Here is a 21,505-nt window from a genome sequence, read left to right as displayed (position 1 = left end):
CGCCGCGGTGGCGCTCGTCGAAGGGAGCGCGCAAGGAACCAAGGTCGAGCATCTCTACGAAGTCTGGCCCGTCCGCTACGTCTACCGCGGCGGCGCGTCTCACCGCGTGGTGGGGCGCGCCGAACGGACGAGACGGGCGAGCGGCCGGTCAGGCACTGACCAAAAGTGATCTTCCGTTGAGCGAAGTAGAAAGCAATCCCGTGGTGCGTGCGCGCGTTATTTTGAGAGGATCTAGAGCATGAGCAATGTCATAAAAACGAGCACGCTGGCGGCTGGCGGCCGAGCGGCAGCGAAAAAGGAACTGCCCGAGCACTTTAAAGCATATAGGCATGTCTGGGTCTTCGTCGAGCAGGAGCGCGGCCAAGTGCACCCGGTTTCCTGGGAGCTGATGGGTGCGGGGCGCAGGCTCGCCGACAGGCTGAAGGTGAATCTAGCTGCGGTCGTTATCGGCCCGGAGGGACAGCCCACGCGTAACGCCGCGCTTGAATCCTTTTGCTATGGCGCAGATCTGGCTTATCTCGTGAGTGACAATGTCCTGTCAGATTATCGCAACGAGTCCTATACCAAAGCGCTAACCGAACTCGTCAACACCTACAAGCCGGAGATTCTGCTATTGGGTGCGACGACACTCGGTCGCGATCTTGCAGGTTCCGTGGCGACGACCTTGTCGACAGGGCTCACTGCCGACTGTACCGCGCTCGACGTCGACACCGATGGTTCGCTTGCAGCAACGCGTCCGACCTTTGGCGGCTCGCTGCTCTGCACGATCTATACCTTGAATTATCGTCCGCAGATGGCAACCGTTCGCCCACGCGTCATGCCGATGCCAGAGCGTGTGGTACGCGATGCCGCTCGTATCATTATCCACCCACTTGGCCTCGTTGAAGACGATATCGTCACGAAAGTGCTCTCCTTCATCCCCGATCGCGATTCGGAAACGTCCAATTTGGCCTACGCCGATGTCGTGGTTGCCGGCGGCTTGGGGCTGGGGGCGCCTGACAATTTTCGGCTGGTGCGCGAGCTCGCAACTCTGCTTGGCGCCGAGTATGGCTGCTCGCGTCCTCTGGTGCAAAAAGGATGGGTTACGTCTGACCGGCAGATCGGCCAAACCGGCAAGACCATCCGGCCAAAGCTCTATATTGCTGCCGGAATTTCCGGCGCGATCCAGCACAGGGTCGGTGTGGAGGGGGCGGATCTGATCGTCGCCATCAATACCGACAAGAACGCGCCGATCTTCGACTTCGCCCATGTCGCGATCGTCAGTGACGCGCTGCATCTGCTACCGGCGCTGACAGCTGCGTTTCGGGCGCGGCTTTTGCCGAATTCCCGTGCTCGGATCGCAGTCTAAAGGAGACGATGATGATTGAGGAGAGGTTCGACGCGATCGTGGTCGGAGCGGGTATGGCAGGCAATGCAGCGGCCTTGACCATGGCCAAGTGCGGCCTGCAGGTGCTGCAGCTCGAGCGGGGCGAGTACCCCGGATCGAAGAATGTGCAGGGCGCGATCCTCTATGCGGATATGATGGAGAGGCTGATCCCCGACTTTCGCGAGGAAGCGCCGCTCGAACGTCATCTGGTCGAACAGCGGTTCTGGCTACTGGACGATCGCTCCCACGTCGGCATGCACTACCGCTCGGATGACTTCAACGAGGAGCGGCCGAACCGCTACACGATCATACGCGCGCCGTTTGACAAGTGGTTCTCGTCGAAGGTGCGGGAGGCCGGGGCGACCGTGTTGTGCGAGACGACAGTCACCGAGCTCGTGCGAGACGACCGTGAGAGGGTTGTGGGAGTTCGTACAGATCGCGGCGGCGGCGAAATACATGCCGACGTTGTCGTGCTGGCCGAAGGTGTCAATGGACTGCTCGGGACGCGCGCTGGCCTGCGCGCGCGGCCGACACCCGATAACGTCGCGCTCGCGGTGAAGGAAATGCACTTTTTGCCTCGCGAAACCATCGAGGCGCGTTTCAATCTTAAGGGCGATGAGGGCGTCGTGATCGAGGCGGCCGGAACCATTTCTCGCGGCATGACTGGAATGGGTTTCGTCTATGCCAACAAGGAATGCATTTCGGTCGGCATCGGCTGTCTCGTCGCCGATTTCCAGCGCACCGGCCAGACACCCTACGGCATGCTCGATCATTTCAAGCAGCATCCGTCCGTGGCACCGCTGATCGCAGGTTCTGAAATCAAGGAGTATGCGGCGCATCTCATTCCCGAAGGCGGCTACAAGGCAATCCCGCAGCTCTACGGTGATGGGTGGGTAGTGGTGGGGGACGCGGCGCAGCTCAACAACGCCATCCATCGTGAGGGTTCCAATCTTGCGATGACCTCAGGCCGCATCGCGGCGGAAGCAATCGCCGAGATGAAGTCGCGCCGCGAGCCCATGACGGCGAAAAATCTGTCGCTCTACAGGAAGATGCTAGCCGATTCCTTCGTGATCAAGGATCTCAAGAAGTACAAGGACTTGCCCATGCTGATGCACACCCATTCGCAAAACTTCTTTCTTACCTATCCGCAGCTCATCTCCAAGGCGATGCAGAACTTTGTGCGCGTCGATGGGACGCCGAAGCTTGAGAAGGAGAAGGCGACCCTGAAATCCTTTGTCAAGGCGCGGTCATGGAGGGGCCTGATCGGCGATGCGTCTCGCTTTGCCCGGGCCTGGCGCTGACCGCCAATAATGTGAGGTTCAGCAATGGAAGGTCAAAGCATGAATGTCGAGCCCTCGGTGCGCGTCGAAGACAAGCTGTATTACAACCGATATCTTGTCGACATCGGTCAGCCCCACGTCAAGGTACGCGCGCACACAACGCCGTCGGCGGAACTGCTTGCGCTCTTGAAAGTCTGCCCCGCACGATGCTACGAACTCAACGACAATGGACAGGTTGAGGTAACCGTCGACGGTTGCATCGAGTGCGGCACCTGCCGCGTGATCGCCGAGCCCACCGGCGACATCCAATGGAGCCATCCGCGCGGCGGATATGGGGTGTTGTTCAAGTTTGGCTGAAAGTGAACGAGCATAGCAGTATGATCGCCATGTAAAGGAGGATCTCGCCGTCACAGTTGCGCATTCCGCCTCTCTGCACGGGTTCAAGTTCGAACCGAGGCGCGCACCTCGAGAGGACACCCACAAGACAGACATTGCATCAGGATATCACGATCACTCGGGATGCGCGTAGGAATGGTTGTGGCGCCACTGAACTGCGCCACAACGGTGTCAAACCGGTGGAAAAGGAGGAATCAGCCGGTCGCCTAAGGGGGAGTAGACCCTGCGGCCTCGATAGCAACTGCCACTGACTGCACGATCGCGGCAAAGCGCACGGCGGTCTGGATGGCTTCGGAACTTACGCCAGCGGCCCGCAGCGTCTTCTCGTGGGCGTCAATACAGGCACCGCAGCCGTTTATAGCTGAGACCGCCAACGACCAGAGCTCGAAGTCGGACTTGTCCGCTCCGGGATTGCCGATCACGTTCATGCGCAGCCGTGGTTGCATGGTGTTGGAGACAAGGTGAACGAAGCGGTAGTAAACGTTGTTCATTGCCATCACAGAAGCGGCGGATTTCACGGCGGCGATTGCCTCAGGCGTCATCACGGCGGCCGCAGCCGATTCCATCGCGGCAAATAAGGGCCGCATTGCGGGTGGCAATCGCGGTCGCGAGGATCAAGCCATATTGTCGCTGCGGCGAGAGCGTCTCATCGGCCACCAAGGACGTCAGATTGAGCCTGACGTCCTTGGCACAATCGGGAATCTTCTCGTGCAATTGCTCGATCGACGACACGGGGCCTCATGCAACCTTCAGGGTTTTGCCGCCGACTTCGCGGTTGCAGGGACAGAGCTCGTCGGTTTGCAGCGCGTCCAGAACGCGGAGTGTGTCCTTGGGGCTGCGCCCGACATTGAGATTAGTCGCATAGACGTGTTGGATTGTGTTGTCGGGGTCAACGATAAAGGTGTAGCGATAGGCGACACCCTCGGGTGAACGCACGCCAAGGCCATCGACCAGGGCCCCCTTTGTGTCGGCAAACTGCCAGATCGGTAGGTTGTGAAGGTCGACATGTGAGCGTCGCCAGGCGAGCTTGCAGAACTCGTTGTCGGTTGAACCGCCCAGTACGATCGCATCGCGGTCGGCGAATTCCTTGGACAGCCGGCCAAACTCGGCGATTTCGGTTGGGCAGACGAACGTAAAGTCCTTGGGATAAAAGAAGATGATCTTCCACTTTTCTGGAAAGCTTGTTTCTGTCAGCGTCTCGAACGCACTCTGTCCTTCTTCTTCTTGCGCTTGAAAGCCGGGCTTCACGCCTGTGACTTCGAACGGCGGCAACTGGTTTCCAATTCCAAGCATGCTGTCCTCACGAGTTTGTTTTATGGTAATCGTGCCTCACCGGTGAAGCAAGCTATATGCCATCCGTTCTCAAGACCCGATTGCTGAGACGACGCCAACTAGTGACGTGGCTGCGTGCATTTGATCCATGTTTCGATTGAATCTCACACTCGCTTTCAATCATGCTTTGCGGATGCGCGATGTTCGCGTTGGAGTATCGGTTAGGGCCATGCTATGTGGCGATTGGGTTGCCGCGGTTCCGAAGATCCGCAGCCAGTGCACGGTCCGGGTTCGAGGACTGCGGCAAAGACGGCAATCGGACCTGAATCGACGATCCGTCTTCGATCGACAGGCACTGCAAAACCGACTGAGGGGGTGATGCTAGCGTCGACCGGGTAAAGCACGCGCGCAGCTTGTCGAAGTGCGGCTTCTTGCCGATCAGGGTCCGCAATCAGCACGTTCACAGAGCATCACGGTGGCTCACAATGTTGGGCGGACGCCGGAGCTAAGCTTGCTTTCGTTGTCGGCGAAGTAGCCCGACGGGTAATTTCGGGGTCAACATATCCGAACTACACACATACGTCATCAAGCTGTCCGGTATCATAGCGCCCAAATGGCCGCAGCCGCGACTAACGCCCGGGCGGCGCGCTGGCGGGATGGAGATATCGCGCCACCATTCCTCGACACTAGTAGCAACCTACCAATGTCCCCAGTGAAAGTTTGCCAATCAGCAAGACATGCTCTTGGAACGGCCGTCAAGAGTGGCACACCGCGGGTGATGGCCTCTGTGAATTTGGCGCGCTGGCCGTGGCCAACGGCTTCTTGTCTGGCAAAATGTGCTGATCACAAGGAGATCGACCTTGTCGCAAAGCGCCCGGGAAGCGACAGCTGCGGCTTCGGCAAGTCCAGTCGTATTGAGATTACCGGACGTAGCTCCGCTGCCGAGTGACTGATAAATCGAGATCTCTTGCCCCGTCGCAACGTCCACTGCAAGCATAGGTGCGTACCCTTTGTTGCCCAGAAGCGACGCTGGACGATGCCGTCGACGCGTACGGCTTGCCGCGCAAGATCCTGAACGAAATCGGCGAGCAACCTATCGACGTCGTCTTTCGGCCGGTAGAAAATCGCAGCCACAGCATTCGGATCGATTTCTTCAAGGTTGCCGATCATGGCCGTGGTCCGATTTCTGTTTGTTTCTCGCGTCGACACTTACGTGTCGAGCTTCTCCTGCCGGTGTGGAAGGCGTTATGAGCAACCGCTCGGGGAGCACGGCCGGCAAGGCTCGCGCGACCTCGGCGAATACGCCCGTTCCATTGCTAAGGCCTAGTTCATCAAAGGAGCGGCGTGTGATGCGGGCCAAAAGTGGCGCGCCCGAACGGCCAGTTTCGAGAGCCAGAACCAACGTGACCTCAGCTTCGTCGAACGGCAGAGAGGCCTTGATGCGTGCCGGAAAGATATTGAGCATGGAACTTGCGCGCGGGGCCTCGCGCGCGATGCTGACGTCGCTGGCTGCGATGCGCAGCCGGAGCTGCGCGCCTGGTCTCAAGGGCGGTCCAGGTATCAACAGACGCGCACCTTGGAGGCGGAGGATGATCAGCCCGTAGCGCCCGTCATAGCCGCCGACTACGGTGTCGATGCAGACCGCCGCTTCGCCGCGCACGGCAAGCGCTGGATTGCTCTGTATGGCATGCAGGGGACCGACCGCAGTCACAATGCCATTTTTCATCATGACGAGATGATCAGCAAAGCGCTCGATGTCAGCCATGTCATGGCTGATATAGATCATCGGCAACGTGAGCTGTTCACGTATGCGCTCGAGAAATGGCATAATCTCGCGCTTGGCGGGGCGGTCGAGCAAAATGAGCGGGTCATCCAGCAAAAGTAGCCGGGGTTGGGCCAACAGCGCGCTGCCAAGGGCAAGCCGCTGTCGCTCGGCGCCCGAAAGGTGTGATGGCGAACTGTCAAGCAGTGACGCCAAGTCGAGCAATTCGACAACACCATCAAAGTCGATCAGTGCTGGCTTGGATTGTTTCGCGTTATACAAAAGGGTACGCTTGACGGATAAATGGGAAAAAAGGACCGTTCGGTGGAATACATACGTGACGGGACGCAGATGGGGCGGCCGAAACGTGGTCTCGTCCTGCCAAATCTCGCCATCGATCGCGCAGAATCCGCTCGGTAGACGCTGAAAGCCGGCGATGCAGCGCGCGAGCGTGGTCTTGCCGCACCCAGGGGGACCGAAAACGGCCGTGACACCTTTAGCTGGTACGCTGAATTGTGCATCTAGGGGGACTGCTGCGAGAGAGCCGTTGAAGGCGACTTCGATATGGCCAGGTTTTGCGTATCTCACTTGCCTGCACCTCTGCTGTAGCGATCAATCACGGTCGCGGGCGGAATGGCCGCAAGGGAGATGATCACCATGCCGCCGACAATCCAGTCTGTTTGGTTCCAGCGCGCGGTCTCCGCCCCAGGGGAGGCCACTAGGTGGTCGCTGGATTGCAGATTGACGGTGTTACGACAGCCGGCATCTTATGCGTCTCCGCGCCATCGAACATCGCGGCAATCGAACGCTCCCGCGCGCGTTTGCCGATGACACAGGTAAGGTGGGGTTCCAGTGTCGCGCAATTCGTAGCCGGGTTGGCCGGACGGAGATTATCCAATCGTTGAAATGGCATGGCTTCCGTCGTTTCGCTGTGGAGGCGTGGGCTATCGCGCCAGTTCAATACGGCCTCGCGGCTGGCAATCCAATGGCGCCACAGTGTTGATAGCCGAAATTAAAATGTGCGCCGGCGCCGATATTGATGGCTTCCGCTTTTTGCGGAGCAAGCAGCATCAAACTCAGATCGACCAGGATCAATCGGATAAGCCTCATTGGAACTCCGAGGGTGGTTCGCCGCGAGGAGCTTTCGACGCGGCAGCCCCTTGCTCCTTGCCCAGCAATCCGCGTGCCGTTCAAAAATAGGGTGCGCGGCCTGCTCGGCTCATCGTGAACTCGCATAGGTCGGAGCACAGTGTGTGGAATGGCCGCATTGTATCGTTGGGTTTCAGACGTTCGCGTCGCCAACCGGCCATGCAGGGTAGACGAAATCAAAAGCTGAAGATGCTGCGGGCTTGCGTCGAGAAGTGGGCTGGTGACCGCACGGTCGTGACGATCGCTCTTGATGCAAAAGCTTAGATTATCCAATTTGTCGCCCGATCCGGTTAACGATCTATGATGATGGATATCCCCGGTTGCCTCCACAGCTGATCGGGTAAGTTCTCATCGGGTTGATCTATCGGATCCTACTGTCAGCGTAGTCCGCGCTTCCCGAAATCCGAAGGCGACTTGTTTGAGTGATTTGGCAACGGGCGCGACAAATACCTCCCATTCGCAATGACATTCCGGACATTGGTCGCTACAGCTGGCCGACACTGCATGCGTTTTGTGCTCCTCAGACTGGCGCCTTGTTTCAACAATGACCGATCTTGTCGGGTGACGATATCGTAGTCAAAAGAACGCGGAGGTACACTACTCGTTGGCATAGAGTCTGCACGCGATAAGTGGTGTGGAGGGAACACCGTAACGTCGGTGCTGCAGCAATCACAGGCGGATCGCGTGTTGGAGCTATCGCCAAATTTTGGTGACGGCGCGGCCGGTCAGGCGGCGGCGGTTATGGGCTGACGGTCAGTCGGTTTGGCGATGAGCTCGATCCCGTCGTTGAATGTCACACCGAGAACGAGTTTTGGCAACTGGTTGCGGCCATCGAGACGACGCCGGCTTTTCTGCGCGGCCTCAAGCAGTTTGAAGACCATCGCGAGCGCCGTTCTGTTGGACAGGCAGCCCTTCGATCGGATCGTGCGGTGGCGCACGGTAGCGAAGGTGCTTTCAATGGGATTGGTGGTCCGCAGGTGTTTCCAGTGTTCGGCCGGGAAGTCGTAGAACGCCAGTAGCGTGTCCCGATCCTTGCTCAGGCAGTCGGCCGCCTTCTCGTATTTGGGCGTATAGCTCTCGATGAAGGCGTCGAACGCCAGCTCGGCGGCGGCCTTGGTTTCGGCCATCCAGCTCTCCTGCAACGCGCGTTTGGCTTTAGGCTGCTGGCTCTTCGGCAACTTGGCGATCACGTTGGCGGTCTTGTGTACCCAGCAGCGCTGCTCGTGCGTTTTCGGCCAGACCTCGCCGGCGGCCTTCCAGAACCCGAGCGCGCCGTCGGCGATGGTGAGCCGCGGCGGCACGCCGAGCCCGCGCCGCTTCAGGTCGAGCAGCAGATCGCGCCAGTCCTGCGCGCTCTCGCGGGCGCCATCGGTGAAGCCGACCAGTTCCTTGCGGCCTTCCGGCGTCGCGCCGATCAGCACCAGGATGCACTGCTTTTCGTCTTCGAGGCGTGCTTGGAGATGGATGCCATCGGCCCAGATGTAGACGTAGCGCTTCGCCGACAGATCGCGCCTCTGCCACGCGGTGTGTTCGTCAAGCCAACCGTCCTTCAGACGGCCGATGGCGGATGCCGACAACCCGGCAGCATCCTTGCCGAGCAGCGCCGCCAGAGCCTCGGAGAAGTCGCCGGTGGAGATACCCTTCAGGTAAAGGATCGGCAGCAGCGTCTCGATCGATTTCGAGCGGCGCATGTAGGGCGGCAGGATCGACGGAGAGAACCGGATGCGGTCGGGATCGGTAGCCTCCGCCTCGCGATCGCGTACACGCGGCTGGCGGACGCCGACCGGACCGATACCGGTCATCACCTCGCGTTCCGGCAGGTGACCGTGGCGCACGAGCGCTGGTGGCCGTCCGCAGTCCTCAAATCGGCATGCTTGCCGAGAAAGTCCGCGACCTCGGCCTCGACCGCCTGGGCCAACAGAGCACGCGCCCCATTGCGCAAGATTTCGGTGAGTTGATCGTCGACGTTTCCTGGCTGAATCAACTTGATGATGTTATCTTTGGACACGGCATATCGCTCCTTCGGTGGAGAAGTGGAGGCGTCAAGCACCCCCACGATATGCCGCCTTCCCGATTCCCGCCGTCGCCAACTTTCAGCGATAGCTCGGTTCGTGCGGCGATATGCGATGTGGTGGATTGTTTGAGGCGCTTGCAGCTCTGGCGAGCCGCCAATGTCCATCAGAACGCCGAACGGTTCTGTTCTTACCAAAGGCTAGTGCAGGCGTCACTAAAGAATCAAGGGCACGACAAAGGACAGCTGTGTCCACCGGAAATGGCATATCAATCGGGAAGTCACTCAGATTGACTTCAGCCTACAATTAGGAGCGGTGAATAAGAATGTACAAAGTTCTTGCCGTGACGGTGGCGCTGTTCCCAGCAAGAATGCAAGGCAGCGCAGAGCTCCTGCCAGAGGACATCGTGAATGCGCCGCTTGCACAATCCGATTACAAGCGGGCGCTCAGAACGGAGGACCGCTATGCTCGTCTTACTGTCAATGTGCCTGACGTGCCGTTCTGGTTCGGCGAGGGCGACGCGCTCGTCTACCGCCGGACAACGCGAGGCAAGCAGCAGTTCACTCTCGTTGATGCCGGCATTGGGGTAAGGCAGCCGGCGTTTGATCAAGCGCCTCGCGACGGCACTGAACAGGGCGAGCCACAAGCACTATAGGCCAGAGAATCTTCCTTTCGACCATTTCGAGCTGGCCGACAAGGGTGCCAAGATTACCTTCAATATCGAGCATATGCGTTGGAGCTGCGATCTTGTCAGCGATGCCTGCACAGGTGCTGCAATGCAACCGGGCGACAGCCAGCGGAGCCCTATGACGACACGCCACTGGCAGAGAACGATCCCGACGGGACAAGCGCCTCGCCTGACGGAAAATGGCTGGCCTACATTCGCAACTATAACCTCTACCTGCGCAGCCAGGATGGCTTGCAGGACATCCAGTTGACCTGGGACGGGTCCCAAGCCGACTATTATGCTCTCTTCACGCTAAGCTGGTCTCCGGCCTCAACGCACCTGGCTGCCTACCGAGTCCGTCCGGGTCTCCAGCGGGAGGTCCATTACCTCGAACCCTCGCCGGCGGACCAGCTCGAACCCAAGCATTCCACGATGACGTATCCTAAGCCGGGCGATGCCATCACACTACTCCAGCCCGTGCTGTTTGACGTCGCGAGCCGACGCGCGATTGCAATCGATAACGCCGCATTCCAAAATCCGTACAGTCTTTCGGCGGTCCAGTGGTGGAAAGACGGTCGGGGATTCACCTTCGAGTTTAATCAGCGTGGGCACCAGCTCTATCGTCTGATAGAGGTCGACGCCGCCACAGGTCAAGTGCGCTCGCTGATTGATGAGGTGAGCAAGACATTCGTCGACTTCCAGCCATTGGTGATGGACCAGGTGAATACTGGAAAAACGTTCCGCTACGACATCGATGATGGGAAGGAGATCATCTGGGCCTCGGAGCGCGATGGTAACGAGCATCTCGATTTATTCAATGGCAGGACAGGCGAGCTCCAAAACCAGATCACCAGAGGTGATTGGGTGGTCCGCGCGGTGTATCATATTGATCCGATCAAGCATCAGATCTAGTTTAGCGCGAGCGGAATGCACCCCGGCGGCGATCCCTATTTCGTCCATGCCTATCGCATTGAGTTTGATGGGAAGGGACTCACGGCCTCACACCTGAGCCGGCAAATCATCACATCGAATTCTCGCCTAACGGTCGCTACTATGTCGACCTTTGGTCTCGCATTGATGTTCCGCCCCGCATGGTGCTGTACCGCGCAATGATAATACCGAATTGATGCAGGTTGAGAGCGCCGAGATTGCCGAGCTCATCGCCGCTGGCTGGCAGCCACCCGTCAGTTTCAACGCCAAGGGGCGCGACGGCGAGACGGACATATGGGGCGTCATTCATCTGCCCGTTGATTTCGATCGAAACAAAAGATACCGCGTGGTGGAGCATATCTATGCAGGTCCGACAGGTTCCTTTGTTCCCAAATCCTTCTCGGCATCGTTTGAGCCGCTCACGCAGCTCGGCTTTATCGTTGTTCAGATCGATGGCATGGGTACGAATCATCGCTCGCGCGCGTCCCATGATGTTGCTTGGAAAAATCTGAAAGACGCGGGCCTTCACGACCGGATCCTATGGTACAAGGCGGCGAGCGCGAAGTATTCTTGGTACGATGTCGCCAGCGTCGGCATTTTTGGCGGGGCCGCTGGCGGGCAGAACGCGGCTAGCGCGTTGCTTTTCCCTCCCGATTTCTACAAGGTCGCGGTCGCAAACAGTGGCTGCTGCGACAACCGGCTGGACAAGATCTGGTGGAACGAACAGTGGATGGGCTGGCCGGTCGGGATCGAATATTCGCAGTCCTCCGCCATCGATAATGCCCACAGGTTAGAGGGCAAGCTGCTGCTCATTGTCGGCGAAATGGACCGCAATGTTGATCCGTCCGCCACCTTCCAGCTTGCAGATCGGCTCATTAAGGCGGGAAAATACTTCGACATGCTTTATGTGCCCGGTGCAGATCATGGAGTTCCCGGCCGTTATGCGCAGCTCAAGCTCTTGCTTTTCTTCGTCCGCAACATTCTCGAGCAAGCACCGCCGAACTGGAACGCCAGCTCAATCGAGCGGCCGAAGAGCAAGTCAGGCCATGATGGCTGAAGACCTATCGCGAGTCCGTCTAACAGCGCTATACCCGGCAATACCTGCTTCAATCCGGATCGGCGCGCGGCACCTTTCTGACACCGACGATCGAGGACGGATTGACGAGGGCCGCATCAGTTGCGCTCCCCAATCAGGAGCACGAAGGCCGCTCGCGCGACGGCGAGCATCGCGAAGCTGCGCGACATCGTGCTTGGTCCTCGCGACAAATAACAGTCGAAAGGAACTGACGGGCGAGCTGTTCGCGACCCGGATCGTGTGCACCATAATCGGAGCAAAATCCGTCTTGTCGGCCTTGTATCAAACTGCAAGTTCGGTCACGATCAGCGATCGATGACGTTTCACCCATCGTAGGAACGATCGCCTGAAGCGCTTTGACGATCTGGTCACTCGCGCTTGCCAGGTCAGGCGAGGGGGGCTGATGGAAGGAGAGATATAAGAGCTCACGGCACGCTCGGGCAATGTTTGCTTCTATGGCAAAGCCGATGGCACCCGCAGGAACTCGGAGCCGGATTGCTTTTTGCTGTCCAGAGTGTGAGCGAGCTCCAGCTTGAGACCGTGCCTTTTCACTTCGCCGCAGCGAACCGCATTCCTGCGCGACAAGCGCCTGGTTCTGCTGCGGTGATGGCTCTATTTGTGCACGGAGGGCTTAGGCGTTGTGTCGGTACGCGTGGGCAATATCGGATAATCGATCTTAGGCAGCTGCCCGGTGAGTGAATTCAGAAATGCCACGATGTCATCTTTTTCTGTATCGCTAAGCTTCGCGCCGAGTTGACTCTCACTCATTACGCCAACCGCTTCTTTGAGGCTCCAAACCTGGCCGGAATGAAAGTAGGGGGGCCGCAATGCGACGTTGCGCAACGGCGCAGAGCGGAAAACATACTCGTCGCTGGGCATCTTGGTGACGGCGAAGCGGCCCTTGTCGTTTCTCGGCAGTAGGCTTGCGGCGGGCCGCTCCACCGCACCGAAAGCGAAGTAATCCTGCCCACCGACGTTGATACCATTGTGGCAAGACGAGCATCCCTTTTCGATAAACAACTTTAATCCCGCTTTCTGCCGATCGCTAAGGGCATACGCATCACCCTCGAGGTACTGATCAAAAGGGGCGGCGGGCGTGATCAAGGTGGCCTCGAAAGCCTCGATGGCCTTGGCGAAATTTTCAAAGGTAACCGGCGTTGCATCGCTGGGGAACGCCTTACTGAACATAACGATATACTCGGCCATTGAATTCAATGTGTCGACCACGTGAACGGGCGTCGCATTCATTTCGACGCTAGCCTGGACGGGACCTTCGGCCTGCGCTTTGAGGTCTGCCGCTCGACCATCCCAGAACTGCGCCACATTGAAGACGGCGTTGTAGACTGTTGGTGCGCGACGTGATCCCAGCTGCCAGCGATGCCCAACCGATGTCGGGCCAGCATCCACTCCGCCGGTTCCAAGGTTATGACATGTATTGCAGCTAATGACCTCGCTCGCAGATAACCTCGGATCGAAGAACAGAGTCTTGCCGAGTGTGACCTTTTCGTGGGTGATGGGGTTGTCCTTGACCGCGGGAACGATTGAGGGGATCGGCCTGAAAATCCGCCTCGCGGCGCTCATCAAATCATTATCGGCGCCTGCCGCCGACGAAGCCAGGACCCCCGCGGCCAAGACATATAGCGTGCCCACCATGTAAAGCTCGCGTACCGCTGATTTCCTCATACTAAGCCTCACTCTCGTCGCCTTTGCCGGTATTTCGAACATCGGGGTGGGGCATGCGTGCCTGCCCGTCTCGCCCGGCTCGTGTTGCGGCTAGACTGCATACCAGGACTCATCCGCCGTCGTCGGAGTAGCAACCGCCGTGCCAGGGGAGCTTAAGGTCTAAGCTGCTGATCGGTCCAAGCAATTGCAGACTAGCAATAGCAGAAGGCCGCTCGAATCTGCTGAATCGGGCGCCCGTCACAGACCAACAACCACTAGCCCCGACCAAAGGAGTTCTGGTCTACGCTTCGAGCCTGTGTGCTCAGGTCGTGCGCTGTCGGTCCGGCCTTCTTCGACCGTGCAGGTTTCAAGACATTGGTCAGACGCCGAACAAAACGAGCAGCTTTGACGCAATCGGGCGATCGATTCGATGGATCCGCTGTGCCCTTGCGACGCCTTCAATAATACGCTGCGCTATCAACGGTGGGCCGCGATCATCGGCCGACATCAAATGGCGTTTTCGTGCGCGCTGCCGCGTGGAGTGCGCATTACTCGCTCACGTCAAGCTATAAATATTCCAGCCAAGAACGTTGTGACAGTGGCTTCGACGATCAAAGTGCTTGAATCGACCGCAGCGTCAGGTTGTAGGTGTGGGCCTTGCTAAGGAGGATCGGACGCCTTTGCAGAACGGAACATTAGTAAGGAACATAACATCGCGAATGTCTCAAGATCCAGAATGGGCTGCGGGATCTGCAAATGCAGCCAATCTCTATTGTTCTGTGGCCCGCAACAATTCTATTGCGCGTGGTGCAACAATGACTCGCAAGTGTTGCAAGCCGGGTCCACAATAGCAGGAGCGCTGCTACCGTTGCAGTGGCCTTTTCCATATGTTGCGCGTGGCGCAAAGAACGATAGTGAAGGATATGCAGCTTAGGGAGTTCTTGTTGAATCGGGAGCCACTAACGAGTTGGGCTTACCGGGCGCTTCGCTATCTAGCCGGCCTTGCAGCGATTGCGATTGCGGCCACGTGGTGTACAGGGAACGCCCGCGCTCGGGATCTGAGGTCAGAGGAGGTCTTGACGTCTTGCAGACCAGATGTGATGCGCTTCTGTGATCACTTCACAGGACGTGGAGATATAGACGCGGCCATGTTTTGTCTGAAGGACAATTTCAAAAGCTTGCGTATCGAATGTCGCCGAGTGATGCCCACCGCGGCGAAGAGAAGCGGAAGATCGAAACCAGGCGTCAACAGCCAGCTGATCGTCCCGCATCGGGAATGATGCCGCCGGCGCGGCAATTTTGCAATATCAACCACAGTGACGTGCCAGAATTGATAGGGCGCCGGAGCTTTCGCCACGCAGGTTCTCGAAAGTCAATCGGGCTAAAAGCGTCGCCTAGCTGGTTGCATCTGATCTTCCAGCGGGTACGTGCGCGCTACGACGCCATAGGCGTCGCTAGGCAATCAAAGCGCAAGCATGTGCGAGGTTTTAATGTGATCTAAAGATGGTAATTGCGGTGCTGTTGCGCTCGTTATCAGCGCTGCAGTCAATTCGGCGGCGTGCGAGGCCGCAGTAAATAAGCCATCGGTTCGCACCAACTGGTCCGGGGGATCTATCGGATTGCATGTTTGGGTTAGGGTCGCGCGGTTCAACCCATGGCGGTCTTCAACTCAGAGCGCTCCGCGCTCGCCCTTCCCGTCAGCTTTGAAGGGGCTTCTCGAGCACGAGCAGCCGTTCATATCAGCTACCAATCGACATTCCGAAGCGGTCGGTCGATGCCATTGCGGCGCTCTCGATGGGCGCTTCAGTGGAGGCGATTTCGGTCGAATTAACTTCAGAGCATAAAGTCAAGGGAATTGCGACCTGCAAGAGCCGCTTAAAGTCAGAAAGTTGTTCAAGCAGACGCTTCTCAACGACTTCGCGCTCCGCACCGGGCAGCTCCGTTTCGAGCAACCTACGACAGCGCCAGATCTCGTTCCGTATCCACCTGAGCTCACTTAATCGATCGTCAATCGAAATCATCACGGATGTTCACCTGGCATTGGAGTATTAAGTGCACCGTCTGCAGTGCGCAGCCGCTCCATGGCCCCACATTCACGCCGATTGATTGCGTCTGAGAACTTGCGGCTTACTGCCATTCCCCGGCAAAATGTGGTGAGCGATTCAACGTATGCAAGGTTCTTATCAATCGCATATCATCTTACGACGTGCGTGGGACTAGAATTTGCAGCAGATTGCTGCGTTTTCCGGCGTTGAATCGTGTAGGTTGCATTATTTCTGCGTTCCATCTGTGTCCATAGAAGATTTAACAGTGAGGGGCGGCGCTTACCCCATCATGGGATTCGCATAGGGGTGATGTTTTCTCGCAAAGGGAATAAGATGAGCACCCGCAACTCGATCGAGTAAGCGGCACGCGCCGAGCTCGAGCTGCGAGCAGATCGTAAAATGGCATTTAAAATAGTGTTGAACGAGAGAAGATCGGCGGCTGACGCCGTCCGCGTCGCAATGCCGATTTAGCAGCTTGAATCTAGCGTTGCGTCAGGTTGTAACCTCGCAGAGGCGTAAAGACAAAGGCGCGCTTGGCAGGCGTCTACGATTTATTGGCGATAATGATCGGGCAGGATGGCTCACTATTTGCCGATGTTCTCGCTTGGGCGACGGGCAGGAAAATCGGCTGCATCCTCGGCGGGACGACGCCGTTCTGTTATTGTCGATCGGGGTGGAAAGAACGAAGTCGCGATATTGCGTGAGACGATAGAATGCTACGGACAGGAGTGACAACAGCTGCAACCGTGTGTCTCGTCGCAGCGACAGCGAGCTGAGTGAAGAGCCGGGAGCTTGCAAGGAGATGCTCCAATTGCATAGGTGGCATTGCCAGCCAGAGGCGATGATCGGTCACATTGAGCGCGTGGCCGCACGGTGCGCCGTGGTGAAAGCTCGGAGGTCGTATGTCCGCTGAAGCTAACCTGACGACGGCGCTAAGCGAAATTGATCGTGCTCGTGACATCGTTGAATTCTCAACCGTAGTGGTCGCGCGCGACAAGCAGCTCCGCAAGGAAGACCAACTGGTGTTTCTGCAGAAAGCGGCCGTTGAGTTTCAATCTAGATTCCTGCCAAGCTTCGAGGACAGCATCCGTGCCGAAAGATCGTGGGGCTATGCCACGACGTGCAACGCGGTGAGTCGAAAAGCCGGAGGTCAGCCGGGGCGGGACGCTTGCGAAAAGATCGCTTCTCGTGTGTCGCAGATTGACCATGCTCTGATGGCGAAAATCGGAATCAGGGCGCTATCTATCTTTGCAGCGTCATTCGGCCGGCACTCCAGAAGCTCGGAATGTCACTATGGAGCGATCCGAATAGCTAGGCTTTGTCGCGAGGAAAGCAGGTCGCTTCAAGAGCTGAACAATCTGAGCCTGGCAGCGCTGATAAACGGTTTCAGCAAATGGCCAGAAGAGGCCGACTGTCGCCAGGCCGCCGTCGCAATCGCGGGTGAGGTTATTCGCCGTGCGAACCGCCACCACCAGCTCTCTGGCTTTACACAGCAAGGGTTGGTGAGTCTGGTCAACGGTTTCAGCAAATGGCCGGAAGAAGTGACCTCGCGCCAAGCTGCGGCCGCGCTGGCACTTGAAATCGTGCGCCGTCCCGGTCGGCTCCGCGCTTTTGCGCAGCAGGGATTGGCCATCCTGGTGAACGGTTTCAGCAAGTGGCCAGATGAGCGGCCCTACGGTCAAGTTACAGTCGCGATCGCGGGTGAAGTCCTCGGACGTGCCGCCCGGTTTCGTGAGTTTAGCGAGCAGGATCTGGCGAATTTGGTGAATGGCTTCAGTAAATGGCCAGATGACGCGGTCTCTGGTCAGGCGACAGTCGCGATCGCAAGTGAACTCCTGCGCCGTGCCACCCAGCTTCCTCATTATACCCAACAAGGGCTGGCGAACCTGGTGAACGGATTTTGCAAATGGCCGGAAGATGCGGTCTGTCGTAAGGCTACAGTCGCGATCGCTGGGGAGGTTCTTCGCCGTGCTGCGCAACTCCGCGATCTTACGCAGCAGGGGTTGGCAAACCTGGTGAACGGTTTTAGCAAGTGGCCGGAGGAGCTGGCCGTTCGCCGCGCCGCGGTCGCACTCGCTCGTGAGGTCTTGCGCCGTGCTAGCCAGTTAGACGATTTTTCGCAGCAGGGGCTGGCGAATCTAGTGAACGGCTTCAGCAATTGGCCGGAGGAGCTGCCGTGCGCTCAAGTGACCGTTATGCTCGCGGGCGAGGTGCTTCGCCGCACCGAGCGCGGGACCGGGCTCTCAGATTTCTCTGCCCAGGACCTCAGGGGGATAGTGATCGGTTTCAACAGATGGCCGCGAGAGAGCGCCGCTCGCCAAGCCACGATCGCAGTCATCAATGAGGTCCTTGGCCGCGGTATCCGGCTCTTTGACTTTACCAAGCCGGATTCGGAGAATCTGCTGGATGGCTTCAGTAAATGGCCGCAAGACGCTGCCCGCCACGAGGCGATAGCGGAGATCATCAGGCAGCTGAAACTTACGCAAACTGGAGCAGCGCAGCTCCGTACTGAGGAGAAGTAGTCCCAGCAGCCGAGGTAACCGAGCAAAGAAATCTCCCGGTTGCGCTGTTCAATGCGTATCATGCAGCGACTCCGCGACACAACGAATCGACGCGGCGAGCTCCTAATGATGTGATCGGGAGCGTCACATCACACAGAAGTGAGTAAACAATCAGAAGGGACGCAATTGTTGATCGAGGCTGAAAAGGATGTCGTCGACCACATGCTCTCATCATTGACGACCAGCTTGTTGCAGAACCGTATCGTACCCTCCATCGAACAGGTCATGCATCATTTCGGGATCGCCTGCGAGAGTGCGGGACTGATCGCGACCGAAGAGGCGGCAATCCGGATATTGAAGCGCGTCTCACGCGAGATCAGCAACGCGCAGTCGGTGCTTGAGTTCATCGGTCGCGGTGCGGATCGACTGCAGTGACTGGACCTTAAGAAGCACCTATCGCATCGCTGCAGATGCTCAATTGTTGACCTGAACACGCGTGCGATCATGACTCGGGTCATGGGCGTTTGGCGGCCTCTATCTGTGACGCCATGAGCGATGTTGGAAGATCGATCCTCGCGGCTGATGCCAAGCGAGACGGCAGTTCATCATCCAAGAAGACATAGGATAGCTTTTGTTGATTACGTCGAGGGCAGGTGCCGCCTCGTGGTAGGGGTCAGCAACGTTACAGCGGATGAGCTTTGGGTTTTTCAAGAGCTGCGGCAGGTCGCTTCGGCATGCGGTTCCTGTCGCTAGAGCGTTTCACATTTTGACTGAAGCATAACCGGCGTTTGCGAAGCAGTTCGCGCATTCGCGAGGCTGGATGTCCTGAACGAGGTGACCGATTTGGCGCCAAGTGTCTTCGACGGTGCGCCTCTGAGCCTGCCGCATCCAGTGTTTGATCTTGGAGAAGGCCTGTTCGATCGGGTTGAGGTCGGGCGAGTATCGCGGCAGGTACCAGGGCCTGGCGCCAGCAGCCTGGATCATCTGCCTGACAGCTTTCGACTTGTGGCTTCCGAGCTTGTCGAGAATGACGATGTCGCCTTCGCGCAGGGTTGGCAGGAGAAGGTGCTTCACATAGGCGCAGAAGCATTCGCCGTTGACCGGGCCGTCGAAGACGCAGGGTGCCGTGAGTTGGTCATGGCGGAGCGCGCCGAGGAATGTGAGGGTACGCCAGTGACCGTGCGGGGCGAAGCCGCGCAGGCGTGCGCCCTTGGGGCCCTAGCCCCGCAAAGGGGCCATGTTGGTCTTGATCCAAGTCTCATCGATGAAGACGAGCCGGCCCGGATCAAGTCCGGCCTAGCTGTGAAGCACCACTTGATGGAAGAGCCGTCGATACGTCTGGCTCCTCGCAACGTCAGCTGGTCACTGATCTTTCCGAGAGCCGGCGTGTCCGGATCGGCCGTTCGGCGTAAGCGCTGCCGATCACGATAAAACGGAGTGCTCTCGACTCGGCGATCCCGGCAATGAATCTGGTAGTTGCATACGTTCATCTCTAATCGAAATGGACGGCGAGACAGAACCTCACGTGGCCCTTGTGCTCCTTAGGCTCGCGATGTTCGTCGCCCGAGATCGATAGGGGCCCCGCAGGATCATACTGGATTCCAGATCGCGAAACATAGTGTAATTTCCGCGGATCCACTGATGTAGTTCGGTAGACCAGTCCTTCTCGTTGCGCAGATACCCGGTGAATGAGAAGCTAAGTCGGTCGATATATCTCTTGAGAAACGGCGGCAGCGCGGCAATCCGAAGTACCCGCTCGCCATCCATCGCTCCAGGTAATTCTCCGCGGAGCACAAATTCATTGTGCACAGTGACTAGCGCCGGCGTCGGAATCCTTTGCCGCAGCATTTCATAACTTCGCATGGAGATGCGGTCAGTGCCAGCGACGAACAAGATGATAGGGGCGACATAGCAGCGCGCCGTCTCTTTGATGAAGCCAATCTCCTCGCACATCTTGAAGAACTCGTCGAAGGCATGAAAGCCGAGGTCGATCACCTTGGCTACCCGATCGTGGATGATCAGTGGGTCCATCAGCTGCATCTTGCCGTAAGTATCAATCACATCTGCGGTCTCCGTGATGTTGGGAAGGTAATCGAGCAATGACGGCTCCTTCAGATTGACATCAAACGACAACGCGGTGCCATGTTTCAGCAGCAAGAACTCGCTTACGAGGCGAGCGATGAGGGTTTTGCCGACCTGCGGGCTAGGAGAGCAGATGATGTAGAGTGGGGTCGCTAACATAGCCAGCAGATCAATGTTGTTTGGTACGTGGCTCAACCCGGAGCGCGCCGAGAATCGAATTACTTCTCGCCAGCCTGGGTGGCTGACCTGGCGCCGGCCAGCTCCGTCAAGTTGATACGGTCAAATTCCCTCCAGACATTTGCCAGCCAGTGCCGGACATAACCGCGCAGCACGAAGGAGTTGTTCGCTGGCTCATCGTTCCGCCCCTTGTTTGCGACGAAGTCCACGAATGGGACGGAAGCGACTTCGACCTGCTCATAGGCCATCTCGTTGAGTTTCGGTATGGTCAACTCGGTCGCATGCTTGATGCGGTGAAAATAGGAGTTGTAGGTCGATTGGTCCCACTGAAAGAACTGAGTGTCGTTGATGAAGTTCTTGACCAGATAGTACTTTGCGCCGCTCATGAAGGTCGCGGTCTCAGCGATCTCGTCCAGAGAAGCGATGGATGATCCCAAGATATGGAATACGGCAAAGGTGATCTGGCCGGACCGCGCCGAATCCAAAAAGCCGATGTCGCGCAAGGAGGCCAGTGCTGAGGACAATAAGCCGGCGCGAGCATCGATGACGGTGACGGATAGCCCTGCATTTAGGGTATCGAAAATCTTCATCTGGTCCGCGGTGGTCGTCATATCGACGATCTCGGTGATCTCGGGATAGAAGCGCTTCAGCGTTCCCCGCGGCGACTCCGTGTCGAATGCGCGTGTTTGCACCTTATTGACGCTGAAGTAGTCCAGAAGCGTTCGTGATACGGTCGTCTTTCCGACTCCTCCCTTGTCCGCACCCACCACGATCACAACTGGCTTCACCATGAAAATCTCCTGAGACACTCGCTGTTGCCGCGCGCGAAGTACGCGCTCGGCGAGCCTCTGCTTTGGACGCGAACATGGCAGAAAGAAGGGGCAATGGCATCTTTGATGCGGGAGCCGCGCAACTGATGAATATTCTGCAACAGCGAGCGGCAGAGGCCACTTGATTGCAGTGAGAATGTAGGTCGAGAACAGCAACTAATCACTCGTGATCGTACTCCACGAGAGGTTTGCGAGTAGCTGAAGGGAAGTTCTCGAGGAAACAACTGTGCGCGGGTGGTGATCATCGCGATTACCATTAGCTACTTGATGCTGCCGATTCTCGATCAGCATGAAATGAC

16 protein-coding genes and 4 pseudogenes are annotated in these 21,505 nt (G+C 57.8%); 8 read left to right on the top strand and 12 right to left on the bottom strand.

The window, feature by feature from the left end:
• Positions 1-238 precede the first annotated feature (238 nt).
• The 3 genes from HAP47_RS35810 to HAP47_RS35800 are packed head-to-tail and all read left to right on the top strand — an operon-like array spanning position 239 to position 3,003.
• A complete protein-coding gene (locus HAP47_RS35810; RefSeq protein WP_166103759.1) occupies positions 239-1,348 on the top strand; it encodes an electron transfer flavoprotein subunit alpha/FixB family protein in 1,110 nt (369 codons plus the stop codon).
• An 11-nt stretch (positions 1,349-1,359) separates the two neighbouring features.
• Positions 1,360-2,667 carry an FAD-dependent oxidoreductase gene (locus tag HAP47_RS35805; RefSeq protein WP_166103756.1) on the top strand — a complete coding sequence of 436 codons (1,308 nt, stop codon included), beginning with the start codon at positions 1,360-1,362 and terminating at the stop codon, positions 2,665-2,667.
• A gap of 39 nt (positions 2,668-2,706) precedes the next feature.
• A complete protein-coding gene (locus tag HAP47_RS35800; RefSeq protein WP_166103753.1) occupies positions 2,707-3,003 on the top strand; it encodes a ferredoxin family protein in 297 nt (98 codons plus the stop codon).
• 245 nt (positions 3,004-3,248) lie between these two features.
• On the opposite strand, the pseudogene HAP47_RS35795 reads toward HAP47_RS35800, so the two are convergent.
• The 7 genes and pseudogenes from HAP47_RS35795 to HAP47_RS35770 form a co-directional block, all read right to left on the bottom strand.
• Positions 3,249-3,774, bottom strand: a pseudogene (locus HAP47_RS35795) (carboxymuconolactone decarboxylase family protein).
• Positions 3,775-3,780: 6 nt separating this feature from the next.
• Positions 3,781-4,335, bottom strand: a complete 555-nt coding sequence (locus tag HAP47_RS35790; RefSeq protein ID WP_173643910.1) for a peroxiredoxin — start codon at positions 4,333-4,335, stop codon at positions 3,781-3,783.
• Between the two features lie 579 nt (positions 4,336-4,914).
• On the bottom strand, positions 4,915-5,094 hold the full coding sequence (locus HAP47_RS41415) for a DUF2478 domain-containing protein (RefSeq protein WP_256460455.1): 180 nt from the start codon (positions 5,092-5,094) through the stop codon (positions 4,915-4,917).
• Positions 5,042-5,484 (bottom strand): annotated as a pseudogene (locus HAP47_RS35785) (DUF2478 domain-containing protein). Before HAP47_RS35785 ends, HAP47_RS41415 begins: the two are co-directional and overlap by 53 nt.
• Positions 5,468-6,664 carry a molybdenum ABC transporter ATP-binding protein gene (gene modC, locus HAP47_RS35780; protein ID WP_173643911.1) on the bottom strand — a complete coding sequence of 399 codons (1,197 nt, stop codon included), beginning with the start codon at positions 6,662-6,664 and terminating at the stop codon, positions 5,468-5,470. Before modC ends, HAP47_RS35785 begins: the two are co-directional and overlap by 17 nt.
• Positions 6,665-7,033: 369 nt before the next feature.
• Entirely contained in the window at positions 7,034-7,171 is a 138-nt protein-coding gene (locus tag HAP47_RS35775) for a hypothetical protein (RefSeq protein WP_166103741.1), read from the bottom strand.
• A 779-nt stretch (positions 7,172-7,950) separates the two neighbouring features.
• Positions 7,951-9,233 (bottom strand): annotated as a pseudogene (locus HAP47_RS35770) (IS256 family transposase).
• Positions 9,234-9,562: 329 nt separating this feature from the next.
• On the opposite strand from HAP47_RS35770, the gene HAP47_RS35765 reads away from it, so the two are divergent.
• From HAP47_RS35765 to HAP47_RS35755, 3 genes are all read left to right on the top strand, one after another.
• Complete coding sequence (locus HAP47_RS35765; protein WP_231168605.1) at positions 9,563-9,892, top strand: hypothetical protein; 330 nt, start codon at positions 9,563-9,565, stop codon at positions 9,890-9,892.
• A gap of 78 nt (positions 9,893-9,970) precedes the next feature.
• Positions 9,971-10,816: a DPP IV N-terminal domain-containing protein gene (locus tag HAP47_RS35760; RefSeq protein ID WP_231168604.1), complete on the top strand. Its 846-nt coding sequence runs from the start codon at positions 9,971-9,973 to the stop codon at positions 10,814-10,816.
• 214 nt (positions 10,817-11,030) lie between these two features.
• Complete coding sequence (locus HAP47_RS35755; RefSeq protein ID WP_231168603.1) at positions 11,031-11,891, top strand: prolyl oligopeptidase family serine peptidase; 861 nt, start codon at positions 11,031-11,033, stop codon at positions 11,889-11,891.
• A gap of 630 nt (positions 11,892-12,521) precedes the next feature.
• Here HAP47_RS35755 and HAP47_RS35750 read toward each other — a convergent pair.
• Together HAP47_RS35750 and HAP47_RS35745 are read right to left on the bottom strand one after the other, a co-directional pair.
• Entirely contained in the window at positions 12,522-13,592 is a 1,071-nt protein-coding gene (locus HAP47_RS35750) for a cytochrome-c peroxidase (protein ID WP_166103738.1), read from the bottom strand.
• A 1,718-nt stretch (positions 13,593-15,310) separates the two neighbouring features.
• Positions 15,311-15,592, bottom strand: coding sequence for a hypothetical protein (locus HAP47_RS35745; RefSeq protein WP_210285308.1), 282 nt, complete (start codon positions 15,590-15,592; stop codon positions 15,311-15,313).
• 926 nt (positions 15,593-16,518) lie between these two features.
• Here HAP47_RS35745 and HAP47_RS35740 point away from each other — a divergent pair.
• Both HAP47_RS35740 and HAP47_RS35735 read left to right on the top strand, forming a co-directional pair.
• Positions 16,519-18,138 (top strand): hypothetical protein, encoded by a 1,620-nt coding sequence (locus HAP47_RS35740; RefSeq protein ID WP_173643913.1) that lies wholly within the window; start codon positions 16,519-16,521, stop codon positions 18,136-18,138.
• A gap of 168 nt (positions 18,139-18,306) precedes the next feature.
• Complete coding sequence (locus tag HAP47_RS35735; protein WP_224924204.1) at positions 18,307-18,552, top strand: hypothetical protein; 246 nt, start codon at positions 18,307-18,309, stop codon at positions 18,550-18,552.
• 324 nt (positions 18,553-18,876) lie between these two features.
• Here HAP47_RS35735 and HAP47_RS35730 read toward each other — a convergent pair.
• From HAP47_RS35730 to HAP47_RS35720, 3 genes and pseudogenes are all read right to left on the bottom strand, one after another.
• Positions 18,877-19,404, bottom strand: a pseudogene (locus HAP47_RS35730) (IS630 family transposase); the annotation flags it as partial.
• Between the two features lie 234 nt (positions 19,405-19,638).
• Positions 19,639-20,358: a hypothetical protein gene (locus HAP47_RS35725; protein ID WP_166106206.1), complete on the bottom strand. Its 720-nt coding sequence runs from the start codon at positions 20,356-20,358 to the stop codon at positions 19,639-19,641.
• Positions 20,359-20,417: 59 nt separating this feature from the next.
• A complete protein-coding gene (locus tag HAP47_RS35720) occupies positions 20,418-21,167 on the bottom strand; it encodes a hypothetical protein (protein ID WP_166104787.1) in 750 nt (249 codons plus the stop codon).
• Positions 21,168-21,505 lie beyond the last annotated feature (338 nt).

This window comes from Bradyrhizobium sp. 41S5 (genome assembly GCF_011516665.3).
GTDB lineage: Bacteria > Pseudomonadota > Alphaproteobacteria > Rhizobiales > Xanthobacteraceae > Bradyrhizobium > Bradyrhizobium quebecense.
This window is presented reverse-complemented; position numbering and strand designations above follow the sequence as displayed.

Excerpts from the sequence above, each read along its gene's own strand:
- HAP47_RS35810 (WP_166103759.1), top strand. The coding sequence starts at position 239 with ATGAGCAATGTCATAAAAACGAGCACGCTGGCGGCTGGCGGCCGAGCG.
- HAP47_RS35805 (WP_166103756.1), top strand. The coding sequence starts at position 1,360 with ATGATTGAGGAGAGGTTCGACGCGATCGTGGTCGGAGCGGGTATGGCA.
- HAP47_RS35800 (WP_166103753.1), top strand. The coding sequence starts at position 2,707 with ATGAATGTCGAGCCCTCGGTGCGCGTCGAAGACAAGCTGTATTACAAC.
- HAP47_RS35790 (WP_173643910.1), bottom strand. The coding sequence starts at position 4,335 with ATGCTTGGAATTGGAAACCAGTTGCCGCCGTTCGAAGTCACAGGCGTG.
- HAP47_RS35765 (WP_231168605.1), top strand. The coding sequence starts at position 9,563 with ATGTACAAAGTTCTTGCCGTGACGGTGGCGCTGTTCCCAGCAAGAATG.
- HAP47_RS35755 (WP_231168603.1), top strand. The coding sequence starts at position 11,031 with ATGCAGGTTGAGAGCGCCGAGATTGCCGAGCTCATCGCCGCTGGCTGG.
- HAP47_RS35750 (WP_166103738.1), bottom strand. The coding sequence starts at position 13,592 with ATGAGGAAATCAGCGGTACGCGAGCTTTACATGGTGGGCACGCTATAT.
- HAP47_RS35745 (WP_210285308.1), bottom strand. The coding sequence starts at position 15,592 with ATGATTTCGATTGACGATCGATTAAGTGAGCTCAGGTGGATACGGAAC.
- HAP47_RS35740 (WP_173643913.1), top strand. The coding sequence starts at position 16,519 with ATGTCCGCTGAAGCTAACCTGACGACGGCGCTAAGCGAAATTGATCGT.
- HAP47_RS35725 (WP_166106206.1), bottom strand. The coding sequence starts at position 20,358 with ATGTTAGCGACCCCACTCTACATCATCTGCTCTCCTAGCCCGCAGGTC.
- HAP47_RS35720 (WP_166104787.1), bottom strand. The coding sequence starts at position 21,167 with ATGGTGAAGCCAGTTGTGATCGTGGTGGGTGCGGACAAGGGAGGAGTC.